This window comes from Streptomyces sp. DS1-CR2 (assembly GCF_055760475.1).
This window is the reverse complement of the sequence record NZ_CM147085.1, coordinates 2848905-2872889: the sequence shown is the minus strand read 5'-3', so window position 1 is coordinate 2872889 and position 23985 is coordinate 2848905. Positions and strand designations below refer to the sequence as shown.

At 70.0% G+C, this 23985-nt stretch carries 20 protein-coding genes; 9 read left to right on the top strand and 11 right to left on the bottom strand.

Features of this window, described 5'->3' with window-relative positions:
* Positions 1-91: 91 nt before the first annotated feature.
* Complete coding sequence (gene map, locus ACY0PA_RS14050) at positions 92-949, bottom strand: type I methionyl aminopeptidase (RefSeq protein WP_454404122.1); 858 nt, start codon at positions 947-949, stop codon at positions 92-94.
* A 58-nt stretch (positions 950-1007) separates the two neighbouring features.
* Between map and ACY0PA_RS14045 the strand changes: the two genes are divergently transcribed.
* Positions 1008-1241, top strand: a complete 234-nt coding sequence (locus ACY0PA_RS14045; protein WP_473084935.1) for a hypothetical protein — start codon at positions 1008-1010, stop codon at positions 1239-1241.
* A gap of 384 nt (positions 1242-1625) precedes the next feature.
* On the opposite strand, the gene ACY0PA_RS14040 is transcribed toward ACY0PA_RS14045, so the two are convergent.
* Positions 1626-2228 (bottom strand): hypothetical protein, encoded by a 603-nt coding sequence (locus tag ACY0PA_RS14040; protein ID WP_473084934.1) that lies wholly within the window; start codon positions 2226-2228, stop codon positions 1626-1628.
* A gap of 82 nt (positions 2229-2310) precedes the next feature.
* Here ACY0PA_RS14040 and ACY0PA_RS14035 point away from each other — a divergent pair, with 82 nt between their 5' ends.
* From ACY0PA_RS14035 to ACY0PA_RS14025, 3 genes are all read left to right on the top strand, one after another.
* A complete protein-coding gene (locus ACY0PA_RS14035) occupies positions 2311-3393 on the top strand; it encodes a sialidase family protein (protein WP_473086314.1) in 1083 nt (360 codons plus the stop codon).
* A gap of 9 nt (positions 3394-3402) precedes the next feature.
* Entirely contained in the window at positions 3403-4107 is a 705-nt protein-coding gene (gene npdG, locus ACY0PA_RS14030; RefSeq protein WP_473084933.1) for an NADPH-dependent F420 reductase, read from the top strand.
* Positions 4108-4195: 88 nt separating this feature from the next.
* Positions 4196-4387, top strand: coding sequence for a hypothetical protein (locus ACY0PA_RS14025; protein WP_454404119.1), 192 nt, complete (start codon positions 4196-4198; stop codon positions 4385-4387).
* Here ACY0PA_RS14025 and ACY0PA_RS14020 read toward each other — a convergent pair.
* The gene (locus tag ACY0PA_RS14020; protein WP_473084932.1) at positions 4377-5177 is read right to left on the bottom strand and encodes a site-2 protease family protein; all 801 of its coding nucleotides are present in this window, start codon (positions 5175-5177) and stop codon (positions 4377-4379) included. The genes ACY0PA_RS14025 and ACY0PA_RS14020 overlap by 11 nt on opposite strands.
* Before the next feature lie 249 nt (positions 5178-5426).
* Here ACY0PA_RS14020 and ACY0PA_RS14015 point away from each other — a divergent pair, with 249 nt between their 5' ends.
* Positions 5427-8822 (top strand): AfsR/SARP family transcriptional regulator, encoded by a 3396-nt coding sequence (locus tag ACY0PA_RS14015; RefSeq protein WP_473084931.1) that lies wholly within the window; start codon positions 5427-5429, stop codon positions 8820-8822.
* Positions 8823-8853: 31 nt separating this feature from the next.
* On the opposite strand, the gene ACY0PA_RS14010 is transcribed toward ACY0PA_RS14015, so the two are convergent.
* The 3 genes from ACY0PA_RS14010 to panB form a co-directional block, all read right to left on the bottom strand.
* Positions 8854-9678: an ABC transporter permease gene (locus ACY0PA_RS14010; protein WP_473084930.1), complete on the bottom strand. Its 825-nt coding sequence runs from the start codon at positions 9676-9678 to the stop codon at positions 8854-8856.
* Positions 9675-10715, bottom strand: a complete 1041-nt coding sequence (locus ACY0PA_RS14005) for an ATP-binding cassette domain-containing protein (RefSeq protein ID WP_473084929.1) — start codon at positions 10713-10715, stop codon at positions 9675-9677. The genes ACY0PA_RS14010 and ACY0PA_RS14005 overlap by 4 nt, the downstream gene beginning before the upstream one ends.
* Positions 10716-10907: 192 nt before the next feature.
* Positions 10908-11774: a 3-methyl-2-oxobutanoate hydroxymethyltransferase gene (gene panB, locus ACY0PA_RS14000; RefSeq protein ID WP_473084928.1), complete on the bottom strand. Its 867-nt coding sequence runs from the start codon at positions 11772-11774 to the stop codon at positions 10908-10910.
* Positions 11775-11980: 206 nt separating this feature from the next.
* On the opposite strand from panB, the gene ACY0PA_RS13995 reads away from it, so the two are divergent.
* From ACY0PA_RS13995 to ACY0PA_RS13980, 4 genes are all read left to right on the top strand, one after another.
* The gene (locus ACY0PA_RS13995; protein ID WP_473084927.1) at positions 11981-13573 is read left to right on the top strand and encodes an MFS transporter; all 1593 of its coding nucleotides are present in this window, start codon (positions 11981-11983) and stop codon (positions 13571-13573) included.
* Positions 13574-13666: 93 nt separating this feature from the next.
* Positions 13667-14269 (top strand): TetR/AcrR family transcriptional regulator, encoded by a 603-nt coding sequence (locus tag ACY0PA_RS13990; RefSeq protein ID WP_473084926.1) that lies wholly within the window; start codon positions 13667-13669, stop codon positions 14267-14269.
* Positions 14270-14467: 198 nt separating this feature from the next.
* The gene (locus ACY0PA_RS13985; RefSeq protein ID WP_473084925.1) at positions 14468-15499 is read left to right on the top strand and encodes an endonuclease/exonuclease/phosphatase family protein; all 1032 of its coding nucleotides are present in this window, start codon (positions 14468-14470) and stop codon (positions 15497-15499) included.
* Positions 15500-15649: 150 nt separating this feature from the next.
* Positions 15650-16909: an MFS transporter gene (locus tag ACY0PA_RS13980; protein WP_473084924.1), complete on the top strand. Its 1260-nt coding sequence runs from the start codon at positions 15650-15652 to the stop codon at positions 16907-16909.
* Positions 16910-16979: 70 nt separating this feature from the next.
* Here the strand turns inward: ACY0PA_RS13980 and ACY0PA_RS13975 are convergent, their stop codons facing one another.
* The 5 genes from ACY0PA_RS13975 to ACY0PA_RS13955 form a co-directional block, all read right to left on the bottom strand.
* The gene (locus ACY0PA_RS13975; protein WP_473084923.1) at positions 16980-18734 is read right to left on the bottom strand and encodes an NAD+ synthase; all 1755 of its coding nucleotides are present in this window, start codon (positions 18732-18734) and stop codon (positions 16980-16982) included.
* A gap of 424 nt (positions 18735-19158) precedes the next feature.
* Positions 19159-20205: a LacI family DNA-binding transcriptional regulator gene (locus ACY0PA_RS13970; RefSeq protein ID WP_473084922.1), complete on the bottom strand. Its 1047-nt coding sequence runs from the start codon at positions 20203-20205 to the stop codon at positions 19159-19161.
* Positions 20206-20278: 73 nt separating this feature from the next.
* Positions 20279-21916, bottom strand: a complete 1638-nt coding sequence (locus ACY0PA_RS13965) for a type 2 periplasmic-binding domain-containing protein (protein WP_473084921.1) — start codon at positions 21914-21916, stop codon at positions 20279-20281.
* A gap of 49 nt (positions 21917-21965) precedes the next feature.
* On the bottom strand, positions 21966-22874 hold the full coding sequence (locus ACY0PA_RS13960) for a carbohydrate ABC transporter permease (RefSeq protein ID WP_473084920.1): 909 nt from the start codon (positions 22872-22874) through the stop codon (positions 21966-21968).
* Positions 22871-23725 (bottom strand): ABC transporter permease, encoded by an 855-nt coding sequence (locus ACY0PA_RS13955; protein ID WP_473086313.1) that lies wholly within the window; start codon positions 23723-23725, stop codon positions 22871-22873. The genes ACY0PA_RS13960 and ACY0PA_RS13955 overlap by 4 nt, the downstream gene beginning before the upstream one ends.
* Between the last annotated feature and the right edge of the window lie 260 nt (positions 23726-23985).

Genomic DNA, 23985 nt, shown 5'->3' with positions numbered 1-23985 from the left:
GTCGGTAAAAACGCTACCCCGGTCAGCCACCAAGGCAACGCCAAAAGGCCCGCCCCACCAGCGGGACGGGCCTACGGACGAATCCACGGCGTCAGGGCAGAGTGAGAATCTCCGCACCGGTTTCGGTCACGACAAGGGTGTGCTCGAACTGAGCGGTCCGCTTGCGGTCCTTGGTCACAACGGTCCACCCGTCGTCCCACATGTCGTACTCATGGGTGCCGAGCGTGAGCATGGGCTCGATGGTGAAGGTCATCCCGGGCTGGATGACGGTGGTGGCGTGAGGGCTGTCGTAGTGCGGAATGATCAGGCCGGAGTGGAACGACGAGTTGATCCCGTGCCCGGTGAAGTCCCGCACGACGCCATAACCGAAACGCTTGGCGTACGACTCGATGACGCGGCCGATGATGTTGATCTGCCGCCCCGGCCGGACGGCCTTGATGGCGCGGTTGAGGGACTCACGGGTCCGCTCGACAAGAAGCCGGGACTCCTCGTCGACATCACCGACCAGATAGGTGGCGTTGTTGTCGCCGTGAACACCGCCGATGTAGGCGGTCACGTCGAGGTTGACGATGTCGCCGTCGTTCAGGACGGTGGAATCGGGGATCCCGTGGCAGATGACCTCGTTGACGGAGGTGCACAGCGACTTCGGGAAGTTGCGGTAGCCGAGGGTCGACGGGTACGCACCGTGGTCGACCATGTACTCGTGCGCGACCCGGTCGAGTTCGTCCGTGGTCACACCGGGCGCGATGGCCTTGGCGGCCTCCTCCATCGCCTGCGCGGCGATCCGGCCGGCGAGGCGCATGGCCTCGACCGTCTCCGGGGTCTGGATCTCGGGACCCTTGTACGGCGTAGGCGCGGGCTTGCCCACGTACTCGGGACGCCGGATGTTTCCGGGTACGGAACGAGTGGGAGAGAGCTCCCCTGGTACGAGCAGCGACTGGCCAGACATGACAGCGAGTGTATCGAGCGGCTGTGGGGGACCATGGTCATGGCGAGAGGAGCCGAAGATGGCCCTGTTCAAGCGGCGGACCGTCGGGAAGCCCGGCGAGTGGTACTACTGCCTGGAGCACCAGAAGGTCGAGGAGGGGCCCGACTGCCCCAACAAGGACCGTTTCGGCCCGTACGCGTCGCGCACCGAGGCGGAACACGCGATGGAGACGGCGCGTGAACGAAACCTCGAATGGGAGACGGACCCCAAGTGGCACGACGCCACCGCCAAGGGAGAGGACGACAAGACCTGACGCCACCCGCCGCGTAGGAGACAGGGCGCAGGGCCCCACCGAGCGGTCGGCCGCGCACGAGACATGGCCGAAGACAGCGAGGTCCCACCGAGCGGTCGGCCGCGTACGAGACGGGGGCGGGCACAGGGAGCGGAAGCCCACCGGGCGGCAGTCGCGTACGAAACGGGAGGGGACGTGTGGGGGCATGTGCGCGTGGAGCCACCAGCACCACGTACGGGCAATCAGCCGGCTGACGTGCACCCATAGAAACGACGTGCACCCATAGAACAGCGAGCACGTACATGCCCCCGCGGCCCCGCACCCGAAACGCACCGGCCGAGGACAGCCGGCACCCGCCGGCGCACCAGCACCCACCACCCACCCTTCAAGCGCAAACCCCCGCCCCTACCACCCCGCAGGCGGCGGCGAGGTCAGATGATCCGCAAGACGGGACAGCCGATCACGCAAGCGCCGACGAGGCCCCCGGGCCGGGCCGCCGACGGGATTCTCGCCCGCGGCCGCGCTGACCAGGTGCTGCGCCGTATCGAGGTCGAGATCGGGCCCGGGCGTGAGCGCCTCATGGGCCATGGCATGCAGATCACGGTCACCCGAGTCGATGGCCAGAACCGTGGCCCCCGCCCGCCGAGCGTCATGCACCCGCTCCAGCAACTCCTCACCCGGCGCGCCAGGCGCCACGACGAGCAGAGTCTCGCCCCGCCGAGCCGCCTCGATGCGCCCGAGCCCCACCGCAAGATGGGCCGGATCCCCGGCCCCCGCCCGGTGCCGCACGAGCGTGGGCGACAGCTCGGGCATCCCGGACCAGGCGGCCTCGTCCACGAGATGCGCCGCGAGGTGCCACGGCTCGTACTCGGGCGTGCCGACGAGAAGCAGCCCGCCCCCATGCGGCACGACAGAGGTCCGCAGCACACCCGCGAAGCGGCGCGCGGCGCCCAGCCACTCGGTTCCGGCGAGTACTTCCCGCAGCAGTGCGACCCGTACGGCGTCCATGCCTGCGCATACTGCCTCAACAGTTCACTCGTCAGGCCGAGTTCACCGGGAATTCCCTCGGGGTGGGGAGGGATGGGGGGTGCTGACTGAGACGTCTGTTCCCTTCCGCGCGGGGCGCGAGGGATACGCGAGCTTCCGGATCCCCGCGGCTGTCATGACACGCTCCGGCGTGCTGCTCGCGTTCTGCGAGGGACGCGTGGGATCGAGGGAGGACTACGGGAACATCGACGTGGTCCTGAAGAGATCCACGGACGGCGGCCGCACCTGGGGCCCGCTCCAGGTGGTGGCGGCGAACGGCAACGACCTGGCGGGAAACCCGGCGCCGGTGGTCCTGGACACGGGACGGGTCCTGATCGTCCACGTGAGGAACGCGGCAGGGGCAACGGAAACGGCGATCAGACGAGGCGAGGTCGAGCCCGAGGACGGACGCCGGGTCTGGGTGCAGCACAGCGACGACGAGGGCCTGACCTGGTCGGCACCCAGGGAGATCACAGCACAGGCAAAGAACAAGGACTGGCGCTGGTACGCCACAGGCCCGGGCCACGCGATCCAGACACAGAGCGGACGAGTGGTAGTACCGGCCAACCATTCCCTCCCGCCCGCCGGAGGTGACACCGGCACGGAGGGGAAGTACGACGGAGGCCATTGCCTGCTGAGCGACGACAGGGGCAGGACCTGGCGGCTCGGTTACGTGGACGACCACCCGGACGGCTATGTGAAGGTGAACGAGACGACCGCGGTCGAACTGCCGGACGGGCGGCTGTACTTCAACGCCCGCAACGACTCGCCCGCGCCGGGCACAAGGGCGGACGCGACGTCGGAGGACGGCGGCGAGAGCCTGGTCAAGGCATTCCGCCCGCAGGCGGGCCTGGTGGGCCCGGTGGTGGAGGGGAGCCTGCTGAGGCTGGGGAAGGTGCTGCTGTTCGCGGGCCCGGCGGACCCCGGGTTCAGGGCGCTGATGAGCGTGCGGGCGAGCGAGGACGAGGGCGTGACCTGGCGGGTGGCCCACACGGTGGACGGCCTGCCGGCGGCCTACTGCGACCTGGTGCAGGCCGACCCCGAGACGGTCGGACTGCTGTACGAGACGGGAGACTTCAGCGCGTACGAGACGATCACGTTCAGGCGGATCCCGGTCGCCGCGCTGCTGGGCCGTACGTCTGAGTAAGGTCACCGTATGACCTCTACGGACAGTGTGCAGAAGGCCCCCGCGAAGGACCCCTGGGACCTCCCCGACGTATCGGGGCTGGTGGTAGGCGTGCTGGGCGGCACGGGCGACCAGGGCCGCGGGCTCGCCTACCGGCTGGCGAGGGCCGGCCAGAAGGTGATCATCGGATCCCGCGCGGCGGAGCGCGCGCAGGCGGCAGCGGATGAGCTGGGCCTGGGCGTCGAGGGCGCGGCCAACGCGGAGTGTGCGCGCCGCAGCGACATCGTGATCGTGGCGGTGCCGTGGGAGGGCCACGGCAAGACGCTGGAATCGCTGCGCGAGGACCTCGCGGGCAAGCTCGTGGTCGACTGCGTCAACCCGCTGGGCTTCGACAAGAAGGGCGCGTACGCGCTGAAGCCGGAGGAGGGCAGCGCGGCGGAGCAGGCCGCGGCGCTGCTGCCGGACTCGCGGGTCACCGCTGCCTTCCACCACCTCTCCGCCGTCCTCCTGCAGGACCCGGAGATCGAGGAGATCGACACCGATGTGATGGTGCTCGGCGAGACCCGCGCCGACACCGACATCGTGCAGGCCCTCGCCGGACGCATCCCCGGGATGCGGGGCGTCTTCGCGGGCCGGCTGCGAGGCGCACACCAGGTGGAGTCGCTGGTCGCGAACCTGATCTCGGTGAACCGCCGCTACAAGGCACACGCGGGCCTGCGGATCACCGACGTCTGACCGGCGCGCGTCACCGCGGTGCGGCCACGGAAGGGCATGGGGGACACTGGTCGGCGTACAACTCTCCGTCCGACAGGAGCCGACCCTCATGCCCCGCCTCGCTCTGTACGCCCTGGTCGTCTGCGTCCTCTCGACGGCCGCAGCCGTGGTCGCCTTCGTGCAGGGCAGCCTGCTCGGCATCGTCTGGGTCCTGCTCGCGGGCCTCACCTCGAACATGGCCTGGTACTACGTGCGCCGGGCCAGGGCCGAGGAGAAGCAGGCGGTCGCGCCTACTGCGTGACGACGGGAATCTCAGGGGTGCCCTGCCAGAAGCGGTAGAACTGCTGGCCCGAGTCCGCGTCCCAGCGGTTGACGCCGAGGGAGTGCAGGATCGAGTAGATCGCGTCGAAGAACACCACATTCACCTCCGGGATCCACAGGATCCCGAACACGGCGAGCAGCCCGAACGGAGCGAACGGCTCCACCTGCCTCCGGAAGCTCTGGGACAGCCACGGCTCGATGACGCCGTAGCCGTCCAGACCGGGGATCGGCAGGAAGTTCAGGATCGCCGCGGTCACCTGGAGCAGGGCCAGGAAGCCGAGCGCGTAGCGGAACGTGTCCGGCACCCCGTTCAGCGCGTCCAGCCAGAACGGCGCCGTGCACACGACGGCGAACAGGACGTTGGCCAGCGGGCCCGCCGCCGAGATGAGGCTGTGCCGCCAGCGGCCCCGGATCCGGCCCCGCTCGATGAAGACGGCACCGCCGGGCAGACCGATCCCGCCCATGATCACGAAGATGACGGGCAGCACGATGCTGAGCAGGGCGTGCGTGTACTTCAGCGGGTTCAGGGTCAGATAGCCCTTCGCGCCGATGGAGATGTCGCCGCTGTGCAGGGCCGTGCGCGCGTGGGCGTACTCGTGCAGACAGAGCGAGACGATCCAGGCGCCCGTCACGAACAGGAAGACGGCGACGCCGGGCTGCGCGGCGAAGTCCGTCCACACCGCCCAGCCGGTGACGGCGGTGACGGCGGCGATGCCGAGGAAGACGGGGCTGATCCTGCGATCGCTGCGACGGGTGGCTGCGGTGGTCATGGGGGAGGGCTCCCGGGGTGCGTGCGGCCTGGTGCGGTGCTGGGGCGACGGGCTGACCGTACCGGTGGTGCGGTGTGGGGGGAACGTACCGGGGCAGGCCGCAGGTTCCGCGACACCGGCGAAACGCGCCGGTCGCCCTTGCCCTGACGGGTGTCTGCTCGCCGCCGGAACACCTGCTGCACAACCCGGGATCGCCCTCCCGCCGAAACCCGGGCGCGGGCCGGCGGCCGGTTTGGGGACAATGGGCCGGTGCGCTACCGCATTCTCGGCTCCACGCAGGCACTCCGCGACGACGGCACGGCCGTCCCCGTAGGCGGGGCGCGCCTGCGTGCCCTGCTGACCGTGCTCGCGCTGCGCCCCGGCCGCACCGTCCCTCCGCAGATGCTCACCGACGAGGTCTGGGGCGCCGATCCGCCCGCGGACGCGCCCGGCGCGCTCCAGGCGCTCGTGGGCCGGCTGCGCAGGGCGATCGGCGCCGACGCGGTGCACTCGCTCGACGGCGGCTACCGGCTGTCCGCCGCCTCCGAGGACATCGACCTGTTCCGCTTCGAGCGGCTCGTGAGGGACGGCGTACAGGCGCTGGCCGACGGCGACCCCGGCAAGTCGGCGGCCGTCCTCGACGACGCGCTCTCCCTGTGGCGCGGCCCCGCGCTGGCCGATCTGCCGGACCGCTCGGCGGACGCCGCCCGCTGGGAGACGCTCCACCTCGACGCCCGGCGCACGCGGCTCTCCGCTTCGCTCGCGCTGGGCAGGGCCGAGTCCGTACTGCCCGAACTGACCGCACTGTGCGACGCGCATCCGCTCGACGAGCCGCTCCAGGCGCTGCGGCTGCGCGCCCTGCGCGACGCGGGCCGCACCGCCGAGGCGCTGGCGGCCTACGAGCGGGTACGGGTCGAGCTCGCGGAGCGGCTGGGAACGGACCCGGGCCCGGAACTGCGCGCACTGCACGCCGACCTGCTGACGCCGCGCGCCCCCGCCCCCGCTCCCACCCCCGCCCCCACCGCCTCCGCCGAAAGACCCGCCACCCCGGTCAAGGCACCCGCCCCCACAGGCAACCTCCGCGCCCGGCTCACCTCCTTCGTGGGACGCGCCGGCGACATCGGGGCGATTCGTGAGGACCTCGGGCGGGTGCGGCTCGTGACGCTGCTCGGGCCCGGCGGCGCCGGAAAGACCCGCCTGTCCCAGGAGACCGCCGAGAGCATGGATCTGCCGGACGGCGTATGGCTGGCCGAGCTCGCGCCCGTCGAGGACCCGGACGCCGTCCCGGAGGCCGTCGTCACGGCGCTCGGGGCCCGCGAGACCGTGCTGCGCGGCGCCGGCGCCGAGGAGCTGCGGGTCGCGTCCGACCGGCACGGCGAGGACCCGCTCGTACGCCTCACCGAACACTGCGCGCACCGCCGCATGCTGCTGATCCTCGACAACTGCGAGCACGTGATCGAGGCCGCCGCCCGCCTCGCCGAGCAGCTGCTCAGCCAGTGCCCCGGCGTGACGGTTCTCGCCACGAGCCGCGAACCCCTGGGCGTGCCGGGCGAGTTGCTGCATCCGGTGGAGCCGCTGCCGGAGCCTTACGCCCTGCGTCTGTTCGGCGAGCGGGGCGCCGCCGTACGGCCCGGGTTCCGGGTCGAGGACGACGAGCGGGCCGCGGCCGAGATCTGCCGGCGCCTCGACGGACTGCCCCTCGCCATCGAGCTCGCCGCCGCCCGGCTGCGGATGCTCACGCCGCGCCAGATCGCCGACCGCCTCGACGACCGCTTCCGCCTGCTCACCTCGGGCGCCCGCACCGTCCTGCCCCGCCAGCAGACGCTACGGGCCGTCGTCGACTGGTCCTGGGACCTCCTCGACGAGGAGGAGCGGACGGTCCTGCGCCGGCTGTCGGTCTTCAGCGGCGGCTGCGACCTCGCCGCCGCCGAGGCGGTGTGCGGCCCAGGCGCCCTCGACGCGATCGGCTCGCTCGTGGACAAGTCCCTTGTCGTGGCGGCCCCTTGGGACGGCGAGGAGGCTGAGCGCGAAGACTACGGAGATTTTGGGGGCTACGGGGACTATGGGGACGGCGCCGACGGTGAGGGCCGCGACCAGGCCGGCGCCATGCGCTACCGCCTCCTGGAGACCGTCGCCGAGTACGCGGGTGACCGGCTCGACGAGGCCGGCGACCGGGCGGACGCCGAGCGCGCGCACCTCACGTACTACCGAGAACTGGCCCGCACCACCGACCCGCAGCTGCGCGGCCACGGCCAGCGCGCCGCCATCGCCCGCCTGGAACGCGAATACGAGAACCTGCGCACCGCCCTGCGGCACGCCGTCGCCGCGCGGGACGAGCAGGAGACGCTCTTCCTGGTGCTCTCGCTGGCCTGGTTCTGGCAGATGCGCGGCCTGCGCGTCGACGCCCGGAACTGGTCGCGCGAGGCCACCGCGCTCGGCCCCGACCCGTTCACCCCGCCCGCCGACCCCGCGCCCCCGCTCTACGAGCGCTGCACCGACGCCCCGCCGCCGCTCGGCCCCGAACTCCTCGTGGAGGCACGGCGCGGGGTGCATCTGCTCCGCCTCGCCTACATGGACATGGAGATGGAGACCTGGCAGACCGAGGAGGGCGGCGCGAAGCTGCGCGCGATCGCGCAGGCGTACCGCCCGGGCCTCCCGCAGACCTGCCGCCCGCCGGGCAACCTCTGGTTCTACGCGGTGATGATGAGCGGCGACATGGCGGCGCTGTGGGACCTCGCCGACGTCACGGTGCAGACCTGCCGCGAACTCGGCTACACCTGGGAGCTCGCCCTCACCCTCCAGCTGCGGGCCAACATCCTCGCCAACCGCAGCGACTGGGCGGGCGACGCGGTCCGGGACGCGGACGAGTCCCTCGAACTGTTCACCCGGCTCGGCGACCGGTGGGGCGTCGCCGAGGCGCTGTCCGCGCGCGGCGAGGCCCATGAGCGCAGCGGCGCGTACGCGGCGGCTGCCGAGGACTACGCCGCCGCCATCGAGGGCGCCGAACGCCTCGGCGCGCAGGCGCAGGTGGCCATCCTGAACGCGCGGCTCGGGCAGGCCCTCATCGAGGGCGGTGACGGCGAGCGCGGCGAGGAACTGCTGCGCGGCATCCTCGACCCCGGCAGGCGCCATACGAACGAGGCCTGGCCCGCCGCCCGCATGTTCCTGTCCGGGCGGTACGGCGCCACCGGTCGCGTCGCCGAGGCGCGCGAGCAACTGCGGCTCCTCCAGGACGAGTTCAAGGCGGTGAGCTTCGTCGTCTTCCGGGGCTTCGTCGTCGGGATGCACGCCTGGCTCGACTCGGAGGACGGCCTCGCGGAGGAAGCCCTCGCCGGCGCCGTCGAGGCCCTGGAGCTGGCGAGGGACCCGCTGGCCCTGGTGATCGCCCCGCACATGCCCGCCATGCATCTGGTGACCGGCGCCCGCGCCCTGAACCTGAGCGGAGACCCGGCCGACGCCCGCGACGCCGCCCGCCTCATGGGCGCCGCCGACGGACAGCTTCCGTCCCGCCATGTGCGGTCCTACCTGGAGCGCGACACTCACAGGTCCGCCGAGGCGGCGATCCGTGAGGTCATCGGCGACCGCGCGTACGAGGCCGCGTACGCCGAAGGCGGCGGCCTGTCTCTCGACGAGGCCGCCGCCCTGCTGGGACGCGAACGCGGTTGAACCACCTGTCCGGATGAACGTCAGTTGAACGTCAGTTCTTGGTACGGAACTTGTGGATCGCGACCGGAGCCATCACGAGCGTGAGGACCGCGGACCAGATCACCGTCACCCACACGTCGTGCGCCACCGGGCCGCCCACCATCAGGCCGCGCGCGGAGTCCGCGAGCGAGGAGAGCGGGTTGTAGTCGGTGAAGGACTGGAGCCAGCCCGGCATCGACTGCGTCGGCGCGAAGATCGACGAACCGAACTGCAGCGGCATCAGGACCAGGAAGCCCATGCCCTGCACGGCCTGGGCGCTCTTCATCACGACGCCGAGTACCAGGAAGATCCACATGATGGACGTGCCGAAGAGGGCGGTGAGGCCCACGGCGGCGAACAGGCCCGGCCAGTTCGTGATGTCGAAGCCCACCAGGAGGCCGACGATCATCATGATCGTCGTCGCGATGAGGAGCCGCATCAGCTCCACCACGATCTTGGCGAAGAGGACCGAGCCCTGACCGATCGGCAGGGTCCGGAAACGGTCCATGATGCCGTTCTGGAAGTCCTGGTTGAACCCCGTGCCCACCGCCATGGCGATGTTCATGCTCATCATCGCCATCATGCCCGGGACCACGTACTGCACGTACTGGTCCTGGCCGCCGCCGAGCGCCTGGCCGATGGAGCCGCCGAAGACGTACACGAACAGGAGCGTGAAGACGATCGGCATCAGGACCGCGTCGAACATCGACTCCGGGTCCTGGCGGATCCACAGCAGATTGCGGCGGACGAGCGCGCCGGTGTGACGGATGTGGGAGCGCAGGGAGATGCGCGAGTCGGACTCGAGATTCAGGGGAGGCGTCAGCGTGGTGGCGCTCATACGGCGGCCCCTTCGAGCTCGGAGGTACGGGTGTCGTCCTGCGGGGCACTGGCCTTCTGGCCGGTGATGGACAGGAACACCTCGTCCAGACTGGGCAGTTCGGTGGCGATCGAGCCGATCGTGATGCCGCGCGCGGTGACCGCGCCGACCACGGCGGTGAGCTGCTCGTCGCTGAGGATCGGGACCAGGACGGTGCCGGCCTCGGTGTCCACCGTCGACGTGGCGAGGCCCGTGAGGCCCATGTCGTCGAGGGCGGCGGCCAGCGGGCGCAGCTCCAGCGGGGCGGCCGGGCGGATGCGCAGGGTGCGGCCGCCGACCTTCGCCTTGAGCTCGTCGATGGCGCCGCCCGCGATGACCTTGCCGCGGTCGATGACCGTCAGCTCGTTCGCGAGCTGTTCGGCCTCCTCCATGTACTGGGTGGTGAGGAGCACCGTGACGCCGTCGTTGACCATGCGCTTGACCTCGGCCCACACCTCGTTGCGCGTGCGGGGGTCGAGGCCGGTCGTCGGCTCGTCCAGGTAGAGGACGGCCGGGCTGCCGATCATCGACGCGGCGAGGTCGAGCCTGCGGCGCATGCCGCCGGAGTACGTCTTCGCCGGGCGCGTGGCGGCCTCGGTGAGGGAGAACCGCTCCAGGAGCGCGTCGGCGCGGGAGCGGGACTCCTTGCGGGACAGGTCGAGGAGGCGGCCGATCATGTACAGGTTCTCGCGGCCGGAGAGCTTCTCGTCGACCGCGGCGTACTGGCCGGTGAGGCCTATCACGCGGCGCAGCTGCCGCGGCTGCTTCGCCACGTCGTACCCGGCGACGAAGGCCGAGCCCGAGTCGGGGGTGACGAGGGTGGACAGGCAGCGGACGAGCGTGGTCTTGCCGGCGCCGTTCGGACCGAGCACGCCCATGACCGTGCCCTCGTGCACGTCCAGGTCCACGCCGTCCAGCGCCTTGGTCTCGCCGTAGTGCTTGACCAGCCCCCGCACGGTGACGGAGGCCGTCCGGCCGCCGTCGTCACTGTGTGGGGGCTTCTTGTCGATTCGCGTCATGACGTACAAGGTGCCAGGTGCCACCGACAATTCACCGACAGGCGGCCGACAGCCCCGCGTACGGCACCTACAGAACGGCGCCAGACGGGCAGTACGGGCAGGACGGAAGGGCGGCGGAACGGCAGCGGCCCGCCGACGGGGGAAGATCGGCGAGCCGCTGTGGTGCCACTTTGGTTCAGGTGGTGGTCCGGGTCAGTGGACCGAGTGCTCCTCCTGGGGGAACGTTCCGCCGACCACGTCCTGTGCGAACGCCTTCGCCGCCTCGCCCATGACGCCGCGCAGATCCGCGTACTGCTTCACGAAGCGCGGCATCTTGCCGCCGGTGAGGCCGAGCATGTCGGTCCACACGAGGACCTGGGCGTCGCACTCGGGGCCCGCGCCGATGCCGACGGTCGGGATCTGCAGGGACCGGGTGACCTCGGCGGCCAGCTCGGCCGGGACCAGTTCGAGGACGACGGCGAAGGCGCCGGCGTCCTGGGCGGCCTTGGCGTCACGCAGCAGGCGGTGCGCGTCCTCGTCGCCGCGGCCCTGGACGCGGTACCCCATGGTGTTCACGGACTGCGGGGTGAGGCCCAGGTGGGACATGACCGGGATGCCGGACTGCACGAGCAGCTCGGTCTGGGCCAGCGAGCGCTCGCCGCCCTCCAGCTTCACGGCGCCGACCCCGGCCTCCTTGACCAGGCGCGTCGCGGACCGCAGGGCCTGTACGGGGCCCTCCTGGTACGAGCCGAAGGGGAGGTCACCGACGATGAGGGCGCGCTTGGTGCCCCGTACGACGGCGGCCGAGAGCATCGTCATCTCGTCGAGGGTGACGGGCACGGTGGTCTCGTACCCGAGGTGACAGTTGCCGGCGGAGTCGCCGACGAGCATGACCGGGATGCCGGCCTCGTCGAAGACGGACGCGGTCATCGCGTCGTACGCCGTGAGCATGGGCCACTTCTCGCCGCGTTCCTTGGCGAGCGTGATGTCGCGCACCGTGATGCGCCGGTTGCTCTTGCCCCCGTACAGCGCCTTGTTGCTGCTGTCGGGGTTGTTCTGGGCAGCCGAAAGCTGCGTCATCGCAACGGCTCCTTCTGTTGTCTCGAGGCACCCTTACGGCGTCCCCGGATCCCCTCCATGGTGGCACCGCGTGCCGAGGAATGGCTAGGGGGGTGTGCGCCGGTCGGGTCACCGCGCAAGCGGGTCGCCCGTCGGGTTCGTAAAGTGTTCCTAAGGACTTCCAATACGAGACGGTCTCGTATCGAAACTGCCCTAGTCTGAGTCCCATGACCACTCCTGCCGTTCCCGCTTCGCCGCGCATACCGGAGGCTGTGCACCGCCGCCGATGGGCGATCCTCGGCGTGCTGATGCTCAGCCTGCTGATCGTTGTGCTCGACAACTCCATCCTGAACGTCGCGATCAAGACGATCTCGACCCCGCCCCCCGTGGGTCTCGGAGCCACGCAGGGCGAGCTGGAGTGGGCGATCAACGCCTACACGCTGGTCTTCGCGGGACTGCTCTTCACCGCGGGTCTGCTCGGTGACCGGCTCGGGCGCAAGAAGGTGCTCGTCGGCGGCCTCGTGGTCTTCGGCCTCGGCTCCGCCCTCGCCGCCGAGTCCGGCTCGCCGGTCCAGCTCATCATCTTCCGGGCGATCATGGGCATCGGCGCCGCCTTCGTGATGCCCGCGACGCTCGCGGTCCTCATGAACGTCTTCGAGCGCGACGAGCAGCCCAAGGCCATCGGCATCTGGGCGGGCGGCGTCGGCATCGCCATCGCCATCGGCCCCATCACCGGCGGCCTGCTCCTCGACCACTTCTGGTGGGGCTCGGTCTTCCTGGTCAACGTGCCGATCGTGATCATCGCGGTCGTCCTGATGCTGGCCCTCGTGCCGGACTCCCGCGACCCCAACCCCGGCCGTATCGACCTGATGGGCGTCGCCCTGTCCGTCGTCGGACTCGTGCTGCTCGTCTACGGCATCATCAAGGGCGGCCAGCTCGCCGACTTCTCGGACCCCGCGGTCCTGCTGACCATCGCGGCCGGACTCGTCGTCCTCATCGGGTTCGTCCTGTACGAGAAGCGCAGCGACCACCCGTCCATCGACATCAAGTACTTCAAGAACAAGGCGTTCTCCGCGGCCATCGCCGCCATCGCGCTCGTCTTCTTCGCGCTGATGGGCGTCACCTTCTTCTCGGTCTTCTACACCCAGAGCGTGCGCGGCTACTCGCCGCTGCAGACCGGCCTCCTGATGCTGCCGCTCGCCGCCGCCCAGCTCATCTTCGCTCCGCGCGCCCGGCTCGTCGTCGACCGCTTCGGGGTGCGCGCCACGACGACCGGCGGCCTGGTGATCCTCGCGGCGATGCTCGCCGCGTTCACGATCCTCGACGCGGACACGCCCATCTGGATCCTGGAAGTCATCTTCTTCCTCATGGGTACCGGCATGGCGCACGTCATGACCCCTACCAGCGTCGTCATCATGCAAGCCCTGCCGCGCGAGAAGGCGGGCTCCGCGTCCGCGCTGAGCAACACGTTCCGGCAGGTCGGCGGCGCCCTGGGCATCGCCGTACTCGGTTCCGTGCTGTCCACCGCGTACCGCAGCGGCATCGAGGACAAGCTCGTCCTGCTGCCCGCCGGACTGCGGCACACGGCGGGCGAGTCCATCGAGGCCACCCTCGGCGTCGCGGCGAAGCTCGGTCCGCGCGCTGACGCGCTGGTCGGCGCGGCCAACGACTCCTTCCTGCACGCCATGCATGTGACCGCCGTGTGCGGTGCCGGTATCGCACTGGTCAGCGCCGTCGTCACCGTCCTGTTCCTGCCGGGGCGCCCGCCGCGGACCACGGCCGAAAAGAGCACGGAGGAGACCGTCGGTGCAGGTCGCTGACCTGCACCCGTCGTGGCAGGCCAGTGACCGGCTGAGACAATTGCCGGTACGCAAGGCTGCGGAAAGGCGGAAAGGCGGAGAGGCGGAGTGGTCGTGGACGTGGATGCGGGGCGCGCGGTACGGGGGCGCCCGCGCAGCGAAGCCGTCGAGCGGGCCATCGTCGAGGGCGTCGTCAAGCTGATCGAGGACGGCGTCCCGCTCACCGACCTGTCCATCGAGCGGATCGCCCGCACCGCCGGCGTCGGCAAGGCGACCATCTACCGGCGCTGGTCCGGCAAGGAGGAGCTCTTCGTCGAGGTCCTGCGCATCATGGAGGCGCCCGACCCCGAGCTGCCGGGCACCTCCCTGCGCGACGACCTGATCACCCTCCTGGAGCACCTGCGCAGGCGCGGCGTCTCCCTGCGCTCCTCGGCCCTGCTGCACAACGTCTTCGCGCAGATGAAGAGCCTGCCGAAGCTCTGGGACGCGTACCACGACACCGTGATCGAGCCGCGCCGCCGCGTCATGTTCGACGTGCTGCGCCGGGGCGTCGAGAACGGTGAGCTGCGCGCCGACGTCGACATAGAGCTCATCAACGACTTCATCGTCGGGCCGATGCTGCTGCGCACGATCATCCGGCCCGACGCGCCGCTCGCCGACGACCTCTCCGAGCAGATCGTCGACTGCGCACTCGCCGGGCTGCGGCCACAGGGCTGAAGCCGCGGGGCCACCGGACTGAATATGCGCGTTTCGTCACAGAGGCCCCATGCGTGCCGCCGTTCCGGAACCCCGGGCGCCGCTGTGCTCGTCCTCGTGCCCGTACGGCCGTCGTGGACGGCGAGGAGGGCGCCGATCATCCCCTAGGGTTTCAGGGCGAGGTCGGTGTGCACGGCAGGGCAGTGAGGCGACGACGGTATGGCGCAGGGGTTCAGGACGCAAACGGGTGGCGGCGACTCGGGGCACCGGCCTTCCAGAGACCCGCTGCGCCGCCTGACCGGCGGGTGGCGCGGTGACCGGGGGATCTGGCGTCGCGGGGTGGTCCTCGCGGTACTGGCCGTTCTGGTCGCGCTCGTCATGCTCTTCCACGCGCAGATCCCCAACACCCTCGGCAACCTGGGCTCCCTCACCGAGACCTTCCTTCCCTGGCTCGGCGTGTTCGTGCCCGTCCTGCTCGTCCTGGCCGTCGTACGGAAATCCGCGACGGCCCTGATCGCGGTCCTGGTCCCGGCCATCGTCTGGCTCAACCTCTTCGGCGGGCTCCTCACCGACAAGACCGCCGGCGGCGGCGACCTGACCGTCGCCACGCACAACGTCAACGCGGAGAACCCCGACCCGACCGGCACCGCCGACGCCATTGCCGCCTCCGGGGCGCAGGTCGTCGCCCTGGAGGAGCTGACGGCCGACGCCGTTCCCGTCTACGAGAAGGCGCTCGCGAAGACGTATCCGTACCACTCCGTCGCCGGCACCGTCGGGCTGTGGAGCAAGTACCCGCTGAGCGGGACACGGCCCGTCGACATCCAGCTCGGCTGGACGCGCGCCATGCGCACCACCGTCGCCACGCCCCAGGGCGAGGTCGCCGTGTTCGTCGCGCACCTGCCGTCGGTCCGGGTCAAGATGCACGCCGGATTCACCGCCAGCCAGCGCGACACCTCCGCCGACGCGCTCGGCGAGGCCATTTCCGACGAGACGCTGGGCAAGGTCATCCTGCTGGGCGACCTCAACGGCACGATGAACGACCGTGCGCTGAACGGCGTGACGTCCCAGATGCGGTCCACGCAGGGTGCCGCCGGCAGCGGGTTCGGGTTCAGCTGGCCGGCCTCGTTCCCCATGGCCCGTATCGACCAGATCATGGTCAAGGGTGTCGAGCCGGTCACATCGTGGACGCTGCCCGGGACCGGCAGCGATCATCTGCCGATCGCGGCGAAGGTCGATCTCACCCGGTCCTGACATCGGCGTTCGCTCCCCACACCCGTTGTTGACTCGGTGGAAACCGGGGGCACACCTCGCGGAACAGTTGGCGCGGGAGAGTTTGTTCCGGACGTAAACTTAACGTTTCCCGCGTCTCCCGCCCGTCTTCCCGTGGAAGGTCCCTTTTTCATGCCCCTGGCCCTGCTCGCCCTCGCCGTGGGCGCCTTCGGCATCGGCACCACCGAGTTCGTGATGATGGGCCTCCTGCCCAACGTCGCCGACGATCTGCACATCTCCATCCCCTCCGCCGGCCACCTCGTCTCCGCGTACGCCCTCGGCGTCGTCATCGGCGCCCCGCTCCTCGCCGCCCTCACCGCGCGCATGCCCCGCCGACGCGTCCTCGTCGGGCTCATGGTGCTCTTCGTCGCCGGTAACGCCGTGTCCGCCGCCGCGCCCGACTACCACCTGCTCATGGCCGCGCGCTTCGTCAGCGGGCTGCCGCACGGCGCCTTCTTCGGCGTCGGCGCCGTCGTCGCCACCTCGCTCGCCGCGCCCGAGCGCAAGGCCCGCTCGGTGTCCCTGATGTTCCTCGGCCTCACCGTCGCGAACGTTATCGGCGTCCCCATCGCCACGCTCATGGGCCAGCAGCTCGGCTGGCGCGCCACGTTCCTCGCCGTCAGCGCCATCGGGCTCGCCGCGATCACCGCACTCCTGCTCCTCGTCCCCGCCGACCACAGTCACGGCGAGAGCGGCGGGCTGCGCGGTGAGCTCAAGGCGCTCGGCTCCCTGCCCGTGTGGCTCTCCCTCGGCACCACCGTCGCCGGGTTCGGCGCGCTCTTCGCCGCGTACAGCTATGTCACGCCGATGCTCACCGGCACCGCCGGGTTCGCCGAGGCGAGCGTCACGCTGCTCCTCGCCCTGTTCGGCGTCGGCGCCACCGCCGGCAATCTGCTCGGCGGGCGGCTTGCCGATCGCTCCCTGCGCGGGACTCTGTTCGGGGGGCTCGTCTCGCTTGTTGTGGTGCTTGCGCTCTTCCCTGTACTGATGCGGGCCGAGTGGAGTGCCGGGGTCGCCGTCGTGCTGCTCGGTATGGCTGCCTTCACCACCGGGTCCCCGCTTCAGCTCATGGTCATGGAGAAGGCCTCGGCCGCACCCTCCCTCGCCTCCTCCGCCAACCAGGCCGCCTTCAACCTCGCCAACGCCGGCGGCGCCTGGATCGGCGGGCTCGCCCTCGCCGCCGGGTTCGGGCTTACGTCCCCCGCGGTCGCCGGGGCCGCGCTCGCCGTCCTCGGGATCGGGGTGGCCGGCGTTGCCTATGGGGTCGACCTGCGTCGGTCCCGGGCCGTTGCCCCTTCCGCCACGGCGGGGCACGGGCGCCTCGTGGCCTCGCATCTGCCCGATGCCGTTTCTTCGGCTCCGGACGCGGGGGAGCCCACGCGTCGTCGGTGAGGTGACGGGCGGGCTCCGCGACTTGGACTTGGGCTTGGGCTTGGGGTTCGGGGGCTGGGGGCGGTGACTGCTACGCCGACTCCCGCCACCTGTTCGTGATCGGCAGGCGGCGGTCCTTGCCGAAGCCCTTTGCCGAGATCTTCGTGCCCGGCGGGTACTGGCGCCTCTTGTACTCCGCCGTGTCCACCATCCGCAGCGTCTTCGTCACCAGGTCCGCGTCGAACCCGGCCGCCACGATCGCGTCCGCGCCCTGGTCGCGGTCCACGTACATCGCCAGGATCGCGTCCAGCACCGGGTAGTCCGGCAGCGAGTCCGTGTCCACCTGGTCCGGGCGCAGCTCCGCGCTCGGCGGCTTCGTGATCGAGTTCTCCGGGATCGGGGGAGTCAGGCCGCGCTCCGCCGCCGCCCGGTTGCGCCACTCGGCCAGCCGGAAGACCGACGTCTTGTACACGTCCTTGATCGGGCCGTACGCGCCGGCCGAGTCGCCGTACAGCGTCGAATAGCCCACCGCCAGCTCGGACTTGTTGCCCGGCGCGAGCACGATGTGGCCCTCCTGGTTGGACACCGCCATCAGCATCGTGCCGCGCAGCCTCGACTGGAGGTTCTCCTCCGCGAGGCCCGTCAGGCCCAGCGACCCCATGTACGCGTCGAACATCGGCTCGATGGGCACCGTACGGAAGTTGAGGCCCGTGCGGTCCGCGAGCTCCGCCGCGTCGCCCTTCGAGTGGTCCGAGGAGTACTTCGACGGCATCGCGATGCCGTACACGTTCTGCGCGCCCAGCGCGTCGCACGCGATCGCCGCCGTCAGCGCCGAGTCGATGCCGCCCGACAGGCCGATCAGTACCGAGCGGAAGCCGTTCTTCGCGGCGTAGGCGCGCAGACCCACGACCAGCGCCGAGTAGACCTCCTCGTCGTCGTCCAGGCGGTCCGCGTAGCCGCCCGTCAGCTCCGGCTCGTACGCCGGGACGTGGTCCTCGGAGAGCGTCAGGTGGTCGATGCGCAGGCCGTCGTCGACCGTCCCCGTCGGGGCCTCCGGTTTCGCCGCCGGGAGGTCCAGGTCCAGGACCACGCAACCCTCAGCGAACTGGGGTGCCCTGGCCATTACTTCGCCCGCCGCGTCCACCACGATCGAGTCGCCGTCGAAGACGAGCTCGTCCTGGCCGCCGACAGTGGCGACGTACGCCAGCGTGCAGCCCGCCTCCTGGGCGCGCTTGCGCACCAGATCCAGGCGCGTGTCGTCCTTGTTCTGCTCGTACGGCGAGGCGTTGATCGAGATCAGGAGGCCGGCGCCGGCGCTTCGGGTGGCCGGGACGCGGCCGCCGTCCTGCCAGAGGTCCTCGCAGATGGCGAGCGCCACGTCGATTCCGCGTACGCGGATCACGGGCATCGTGTCGCCCGGCACGAAGTAGCGGAACTCGTCGAAGACGCCGTAGTTCGGGAGGTGGTGCTTGGCGAACGTCAGGGCGACCCGGCCGTTGTGCAGGACCGCGGCGGCGTTCTGGGGGGCGCCTGCGGGCTGGCCGTACCTGGGCTGGGCCTTCTCCGAGCGGTCCAGATAGCCGACGACCACGGGGAGGTCGCCGTGGCCCTCGTCGGCGAGGCGCCTGGCCAGGGCGGTCAGTGCCTGGCGGGATGCCTCGACGAAGGACTCGCGCAGGGCGAGGTCCTCCACCGGGTAGCCGGTCAGGACCATCTCGGGGAAGGCGGCCAGGTGCGCTCCCTGTTCGGCGGAGTGCTTGGTCCAGCGGATGACCGCCTCGGCGTTCCCGGCGAGATCTCCGACGGTCGAGTCGATCTGATTCAGGGCGAGACGTAGTTGAGGCACTCGGTCAGTTTAATCGTCTGACTGACGCGATGTCCTCTCGGACCGGGGAATGGGATGTCCTCTCGGACCGGGGAATGGAGGGGGTGGGCCTCGCTCGGTCTTCCGGCGCCGGCTGTCGTCGGCCGTTGTGTGGTCGGGTGCGGGCTGCCTCGTTGTCGGGTGCGGGCTCGGTGCGGGATCGCCAGGTACGTTTTTGGGTGCGGGGCCGCGGGGGCATGTACGTGCTCGCTGTTCTATGGGTGCACGTCGGCGAGCTGATTGCCTGTACGTGGTGCTGGTGGCTCCGCGCGCACATGCCCCCACGGTCCCCTCCTGTCTCGTCGGCGCCTGGCCGCCGGTGGGACTTCGCTGTCTCTGGCCATGTCTCGTACGCGGCCGATCCTTCGGTGGGACTACCTGTCTTCGGTCAGGTCTCGTACGGCGCTCAGCGGCGGTGGGGGCGGACGCTGTTTCTGATCACTATGTGTGTGCCCAGGAGGTGGCGTTGCTGGCCCGGGCGGGCCGTGCCAGTCAGGGCCAGTCTTACGGCCGTGCGGCCCATTTCCGCTGCCGGGATGTGCACCGTGGTGAGGCCGGGGGTGATGTCCGCTGCCACCGGGTCGTCGTTGTAGCCGACCACCGAGATGTCCTCGGGGACCCGCAGGCCCGCCTCCGCCAGTGCGCGGATCGCCGCTGCCGCCACGCGGTCGTCGCCCGCGAAGACCGCCGTGAAGTCCGGCTTGCCGTTGCACTTGTCCAGCAGGTCGCGCATGGCCTCGTAGCCGTGGTGCTGGCCGAAGCCGATGCCGTGCAAGATCGCGTCCGAGCGGGGGACGCCGTGGTCGCTCAGGGCTCTGAGGTAGCCCGTTACCCGGGCCTCGCCCGTGGTGTTGCCCGGCTGGTAGCCGATCATCGCGATCTTCCGGTGGCCGGCGCCCAGGAGGTGGCTCGTTATCGCGTGTGCGCCCGCGCCGTTGTCGTACTCCACCACGAGTGCGGGGACGTCGGGTGCCGGTGCCGGTCTGCCGCACAGGACCAGGCGCGAGCCCGCCGCCGCGAGTGCCTCCGCGTAGTGCGCCATCCGCTCGCGGTACTCGTCGTCCTCGATGACCCCGCCCACCAGGACCACGGCCTCCGCCGCCTGTTCCCGCATCATCTGGACCAGCGCCAGTTCGCGGGCCGGGTCGCCGCCCGTCGAGCAGACCAGGGTGAGCCTGTTGTGCTGGGCCGCTTCCATCTCCACGCCCTGCGCCACGGCCGCGTAGAACGAGCTGACCACGTCGAACATCAGGACCGCGATCGTCTTGCGTCCGGCGCCCGCGAGGGCTCGGGCGTGCGCGTTGACCACGTAGTCCAGGTCCTTGACCGCTCTTTGGACCTTGGCGCGCGAGGCCGCCGATGTCGGGTAGTTGCCCGCCAGGACCCGCGAAACAGTCGCGACCGAGACGCCCGCGCGCGCGGCCACATCACGGATGGTGACCCGCTCACCCACTGTTGTGTCTCCTCAACTTGCCTGTCCGGGGCGGGCGATGCCGCCCCGGACCATCATGGACGATGCCATACGTTCAGTGCGCCGCCTCGTACTCCTCGGCGAATTCCTCCAGCGCCTGCTGTCCGCCCTGGTTGAGCCACTTCTTGTATACGGCGTCCCAGTCGGAGACCTTCCGGCGGCCCGAGACCGTGGCCGTCACGCCGTCGTTGATGATCTGGTCGAGCGTCGCGCCCTGCTTGTTGTACGTGTCCGACTGCAGGCCCCAGCGGTCGTTCGGCACCATCATCGGGACGACCTTCTGCTGCCATGCGTGCAGGCGCTTGATGGTGTCGCCGTAGCCGGGGGCGTAGAGCACCTGGGGGGCGTCGCTGAGGAATACGAAGGGGATGTTCACCCTCGACTCGACGAGGCCGAGCCGTGTCGCTATCGGGTTGTTGTCCTTGTCCCGCTTGAAGTGCGTGCCCTCCAGGCCGAAGTGGACCAGTTCGTACTCCTCGGTGCCGAACGGCGAGGCCAGGTAGTCGAGGATGCGCAGCATCAGCTTGACGCGGCCCTTGGACGCCTTCTTGATGACGGTGTAGCCGAACGCGCCGCGGCTCTGCTGGTAGCCCGGCGTCCCGCCCTCGGGGGTGTACGGGATGAGGGCGTCCAGGTCGAAGGTGCCCTTGATGCCCGCCGCCGAACCCGGGTACGCGAGGAAGCCGTCCGTCATGGACAGGACCGAGCCGTTCCAGAACTGCGTCTTCAGGTCGACCTGCGAGACCGAAGTGGCCTCCGGGCAGTACGAGCCCTGCCGGCGGAGCTTCGACATGAATTCGAGCGACGCCTTGAACTCGTCGGTGCCGGCGAAGTGCGTCGTCTTGCCGTCCTTGATGCGCCACTCGTTGGGAGCGCCGTGCCACGTGGCGTGCGACTTGAAGCCGAAGAAGCTGGTCATGGACGCTCCCAGCGCCCACTTCTTGGCGGTTGTCGCCTCCTTCGCCATCGTGGCGAAGTCTGTGGCCGACATGCCCGGCTTGTAGCCCGCCTCTGCGAACGCCTGGCCGTTGAAGTACAGCGTGTCCTGCGGTTTCGGGCGCTCCACCGGGACTCCGAAGATCCGTCCCGAGATCCGGCCCATGCCCTGCCACGCGTACGTCGGGATGCCCGCCAGGTTCGGGTAGTCCTTCACCGCGTCGCCCGACAGGTACTCGGTGAGGTCCGCGCAGCGGGACTTCACGAACTGCGCCTCGCGTGGCAGTACGTAGCCGCCGCCGATGTTGATGATGTCCGGCAGGTCGTCGCCCGCGAACAGCGTCGCCATCTTCGTGCGGAAGTCCGCGTCCGGGACCACGGTGAACTCGACGTCCACGCCCAGCGCTTCGTTGATCGCCGCCCACAGCTTGTTCCGCGCCGCCGGCTTCGGGGGCGTGCCGTAGGTGATGGAGAGGACCTTGATCTTCTCCTTGTCCGTGCCGGGCTTCTCCGCGACGGCCTTGACCAGCTTCGCGGGGTACGAGGTGTAGCCCGCCTGGACGCCCTCCGCGGTGGCCGCCAGGTCCGGCTTCGCGCCGGTGGCGGGGGTGAACGTCGGCCACGCGGCCGCCTTCTTGCCCGCGTTGGAGACCGAACCGCCGCCACCCGAGTCGGTGGAACAGGCGGTCAGGAAGGACGGGGCGGCCAGAGCGGCGCCGCCGACGGCTATGGAACGCAGCAGGGTGCGACGCGACATCGAGGAACCGGACACGTGAGTGGACCCTTCGGGAAAGGTGGGCAGGTGGCTAGCTTTTGACGGCGCCGGTGAGCACGCCCTTGGTGAAGTACTTCTGGAGGAACGGGTAGACGACGAGGATCGGGACGGTGGCGATCACCAGGACCGCCATCTGTGTCGTCTGCGGGGCCGAGACCATGCCGGCTTCACTGAGGCCCGTGTCGCTGATCTGCGCGCCGCCGATCACATAGGTGCGCAGGACCTGCGAGAGCGGCCAGTGGTCGGACTCCAGGTAGATCGAGGCGTTGAACCAGGCGTTCCAGTAGCTCACCGCGTAGAACAGGCCGACCACCGCCAGGGCCGCCTTGGACAGCGGGAGCACGATCCGCCAGAACACTGTCCAGTCGCCCGCCCCGTCCAGGCGCGCCGCCTCGTACAGCTCCTCCGGTATTCCCTGGAAGAAGCCCCGCAGGACCACCAGGTTGAAGACGTTGATCAGGACGGGGGCTATCAGGGCCGCGTACATGTTCTGCAGACCCAGGCCCTTGACCAGGAGGAACGCCGGGATCATGCCCGGGGGGAAGAGGAACGTGAAGAGGATGACGAGGAGGACCGGTTTGCCTCCCAGGACTCCTGGGCGGCTGAGTGCGTAGGCCAGGAATGATGTGCATGCCAGGGACGCCAGGGTGCCGGCCAGCGTGACGCCGATGCTTACGCCCAGCGCCTTGGTGACTATCCCGCCGCTGAGGATGTTGCGATACGCCCTCAGGGTCGGGTCCGTGGGCCACAGGACCCAGCCGCCGTTGGCCACTACCTCCTTGTTCGAGGCCAGTGACGTGGAGATGATCACCAGGAACGGGATCAGGACCAGGGCCAGGACGACCGTTATTGCGACCGCTTTGGCTGCCTGGGTGGCGGGTTTGGGACTTTCCTTCCACGCCGGGCGCGTGGGGGTTTTGGCGTGCGTGGTTGTGGTCATTTGTAGATCCCTTGTTCGCCCAGCTTGTGCGCCACCCGGTTCGCCGTGAAGACGAGCACCGCGCCCACCACACCCTTGAACAGGCCCGCCGCTGCCGCGTATCCGGTGTCCCCGCCGACAATTCCCTGCCAGAACACGAACGTGTCCAGGACCTCGCCCACCTCGGGTCCCACCGACTGGCGCTGGAGCAGCATCTGTTCGAAGCCGACCGACAGGATGTCGCCGAGCCGCATGATCAGGAGCAGCACGATGATCGGGCGGATGGACGGCAGCGTGACGTGCCAGAAGCGGCGCCAGGGGCCCGCGCCGTCGATCGCCGCCGCCTCGTACTGCTGCTCGTCGACCTGCATCAGCGCCGCGAGGAAGATGATCGTGCCCCAGCCGGCGTCCTTCCAGACCACTTCGGCCACCACCAGCGGACGGTACGCGTCCGGGTTGCCGATGATGTCGACCGTGTGGATCCCCGTGTCGCCCAGGAACGAGTTCAACAAGCCTGTGTCGGAAAGGACTTGCTGGAACAGCGCCACCACGATCACCCAGGACAGGAAGTGCGGCAGATAGACCACCGACTGCACGAAGCGGCGCAGGAAATCCGACGTCAGGCTGTGCAGGAGCAGGGCGACGGCCAGGGGGATCGGGAAGAAGAACGTCAGCTGGAGCACCGCGATGTAGAAGGTGTTCCACGTCGCGTGCCAGAAGTCGGCGTCGCCGAACATCCGAGTGAAGTTCTCGACGCCCACCCATGGGCTCGCCCAGAGGCCGTCGAACGGGACGTACTCCTTGAACGCCACGACGTTGCCGACGAAGGCGCCGTAGTGGAACAGCAGGAAGTAGGCCAGGCCCGGGACCATGAGCAGCAGGAAGGTGCGACTGCTCCGAAACCGTTTCCAGAAGCCGTCCTGCCTGGGTTCGTGCGTCTTTGGCCCGTTGCCCGGGGTGCCGGGGGGCTTCACCGCCTCGGTCTCGGGCCTGTCCTTCGCCACCGTGGGCACGGAAACCCCTCCGTTGTTGGAACAAGGTGAGCGGGAATCTAAAACGGTTACTACGCCGGGTCAACCCCCTTGTCTCCGCGATCTATTGACCATCCTTCAGAGTTGGGCCTAGCCTCCTG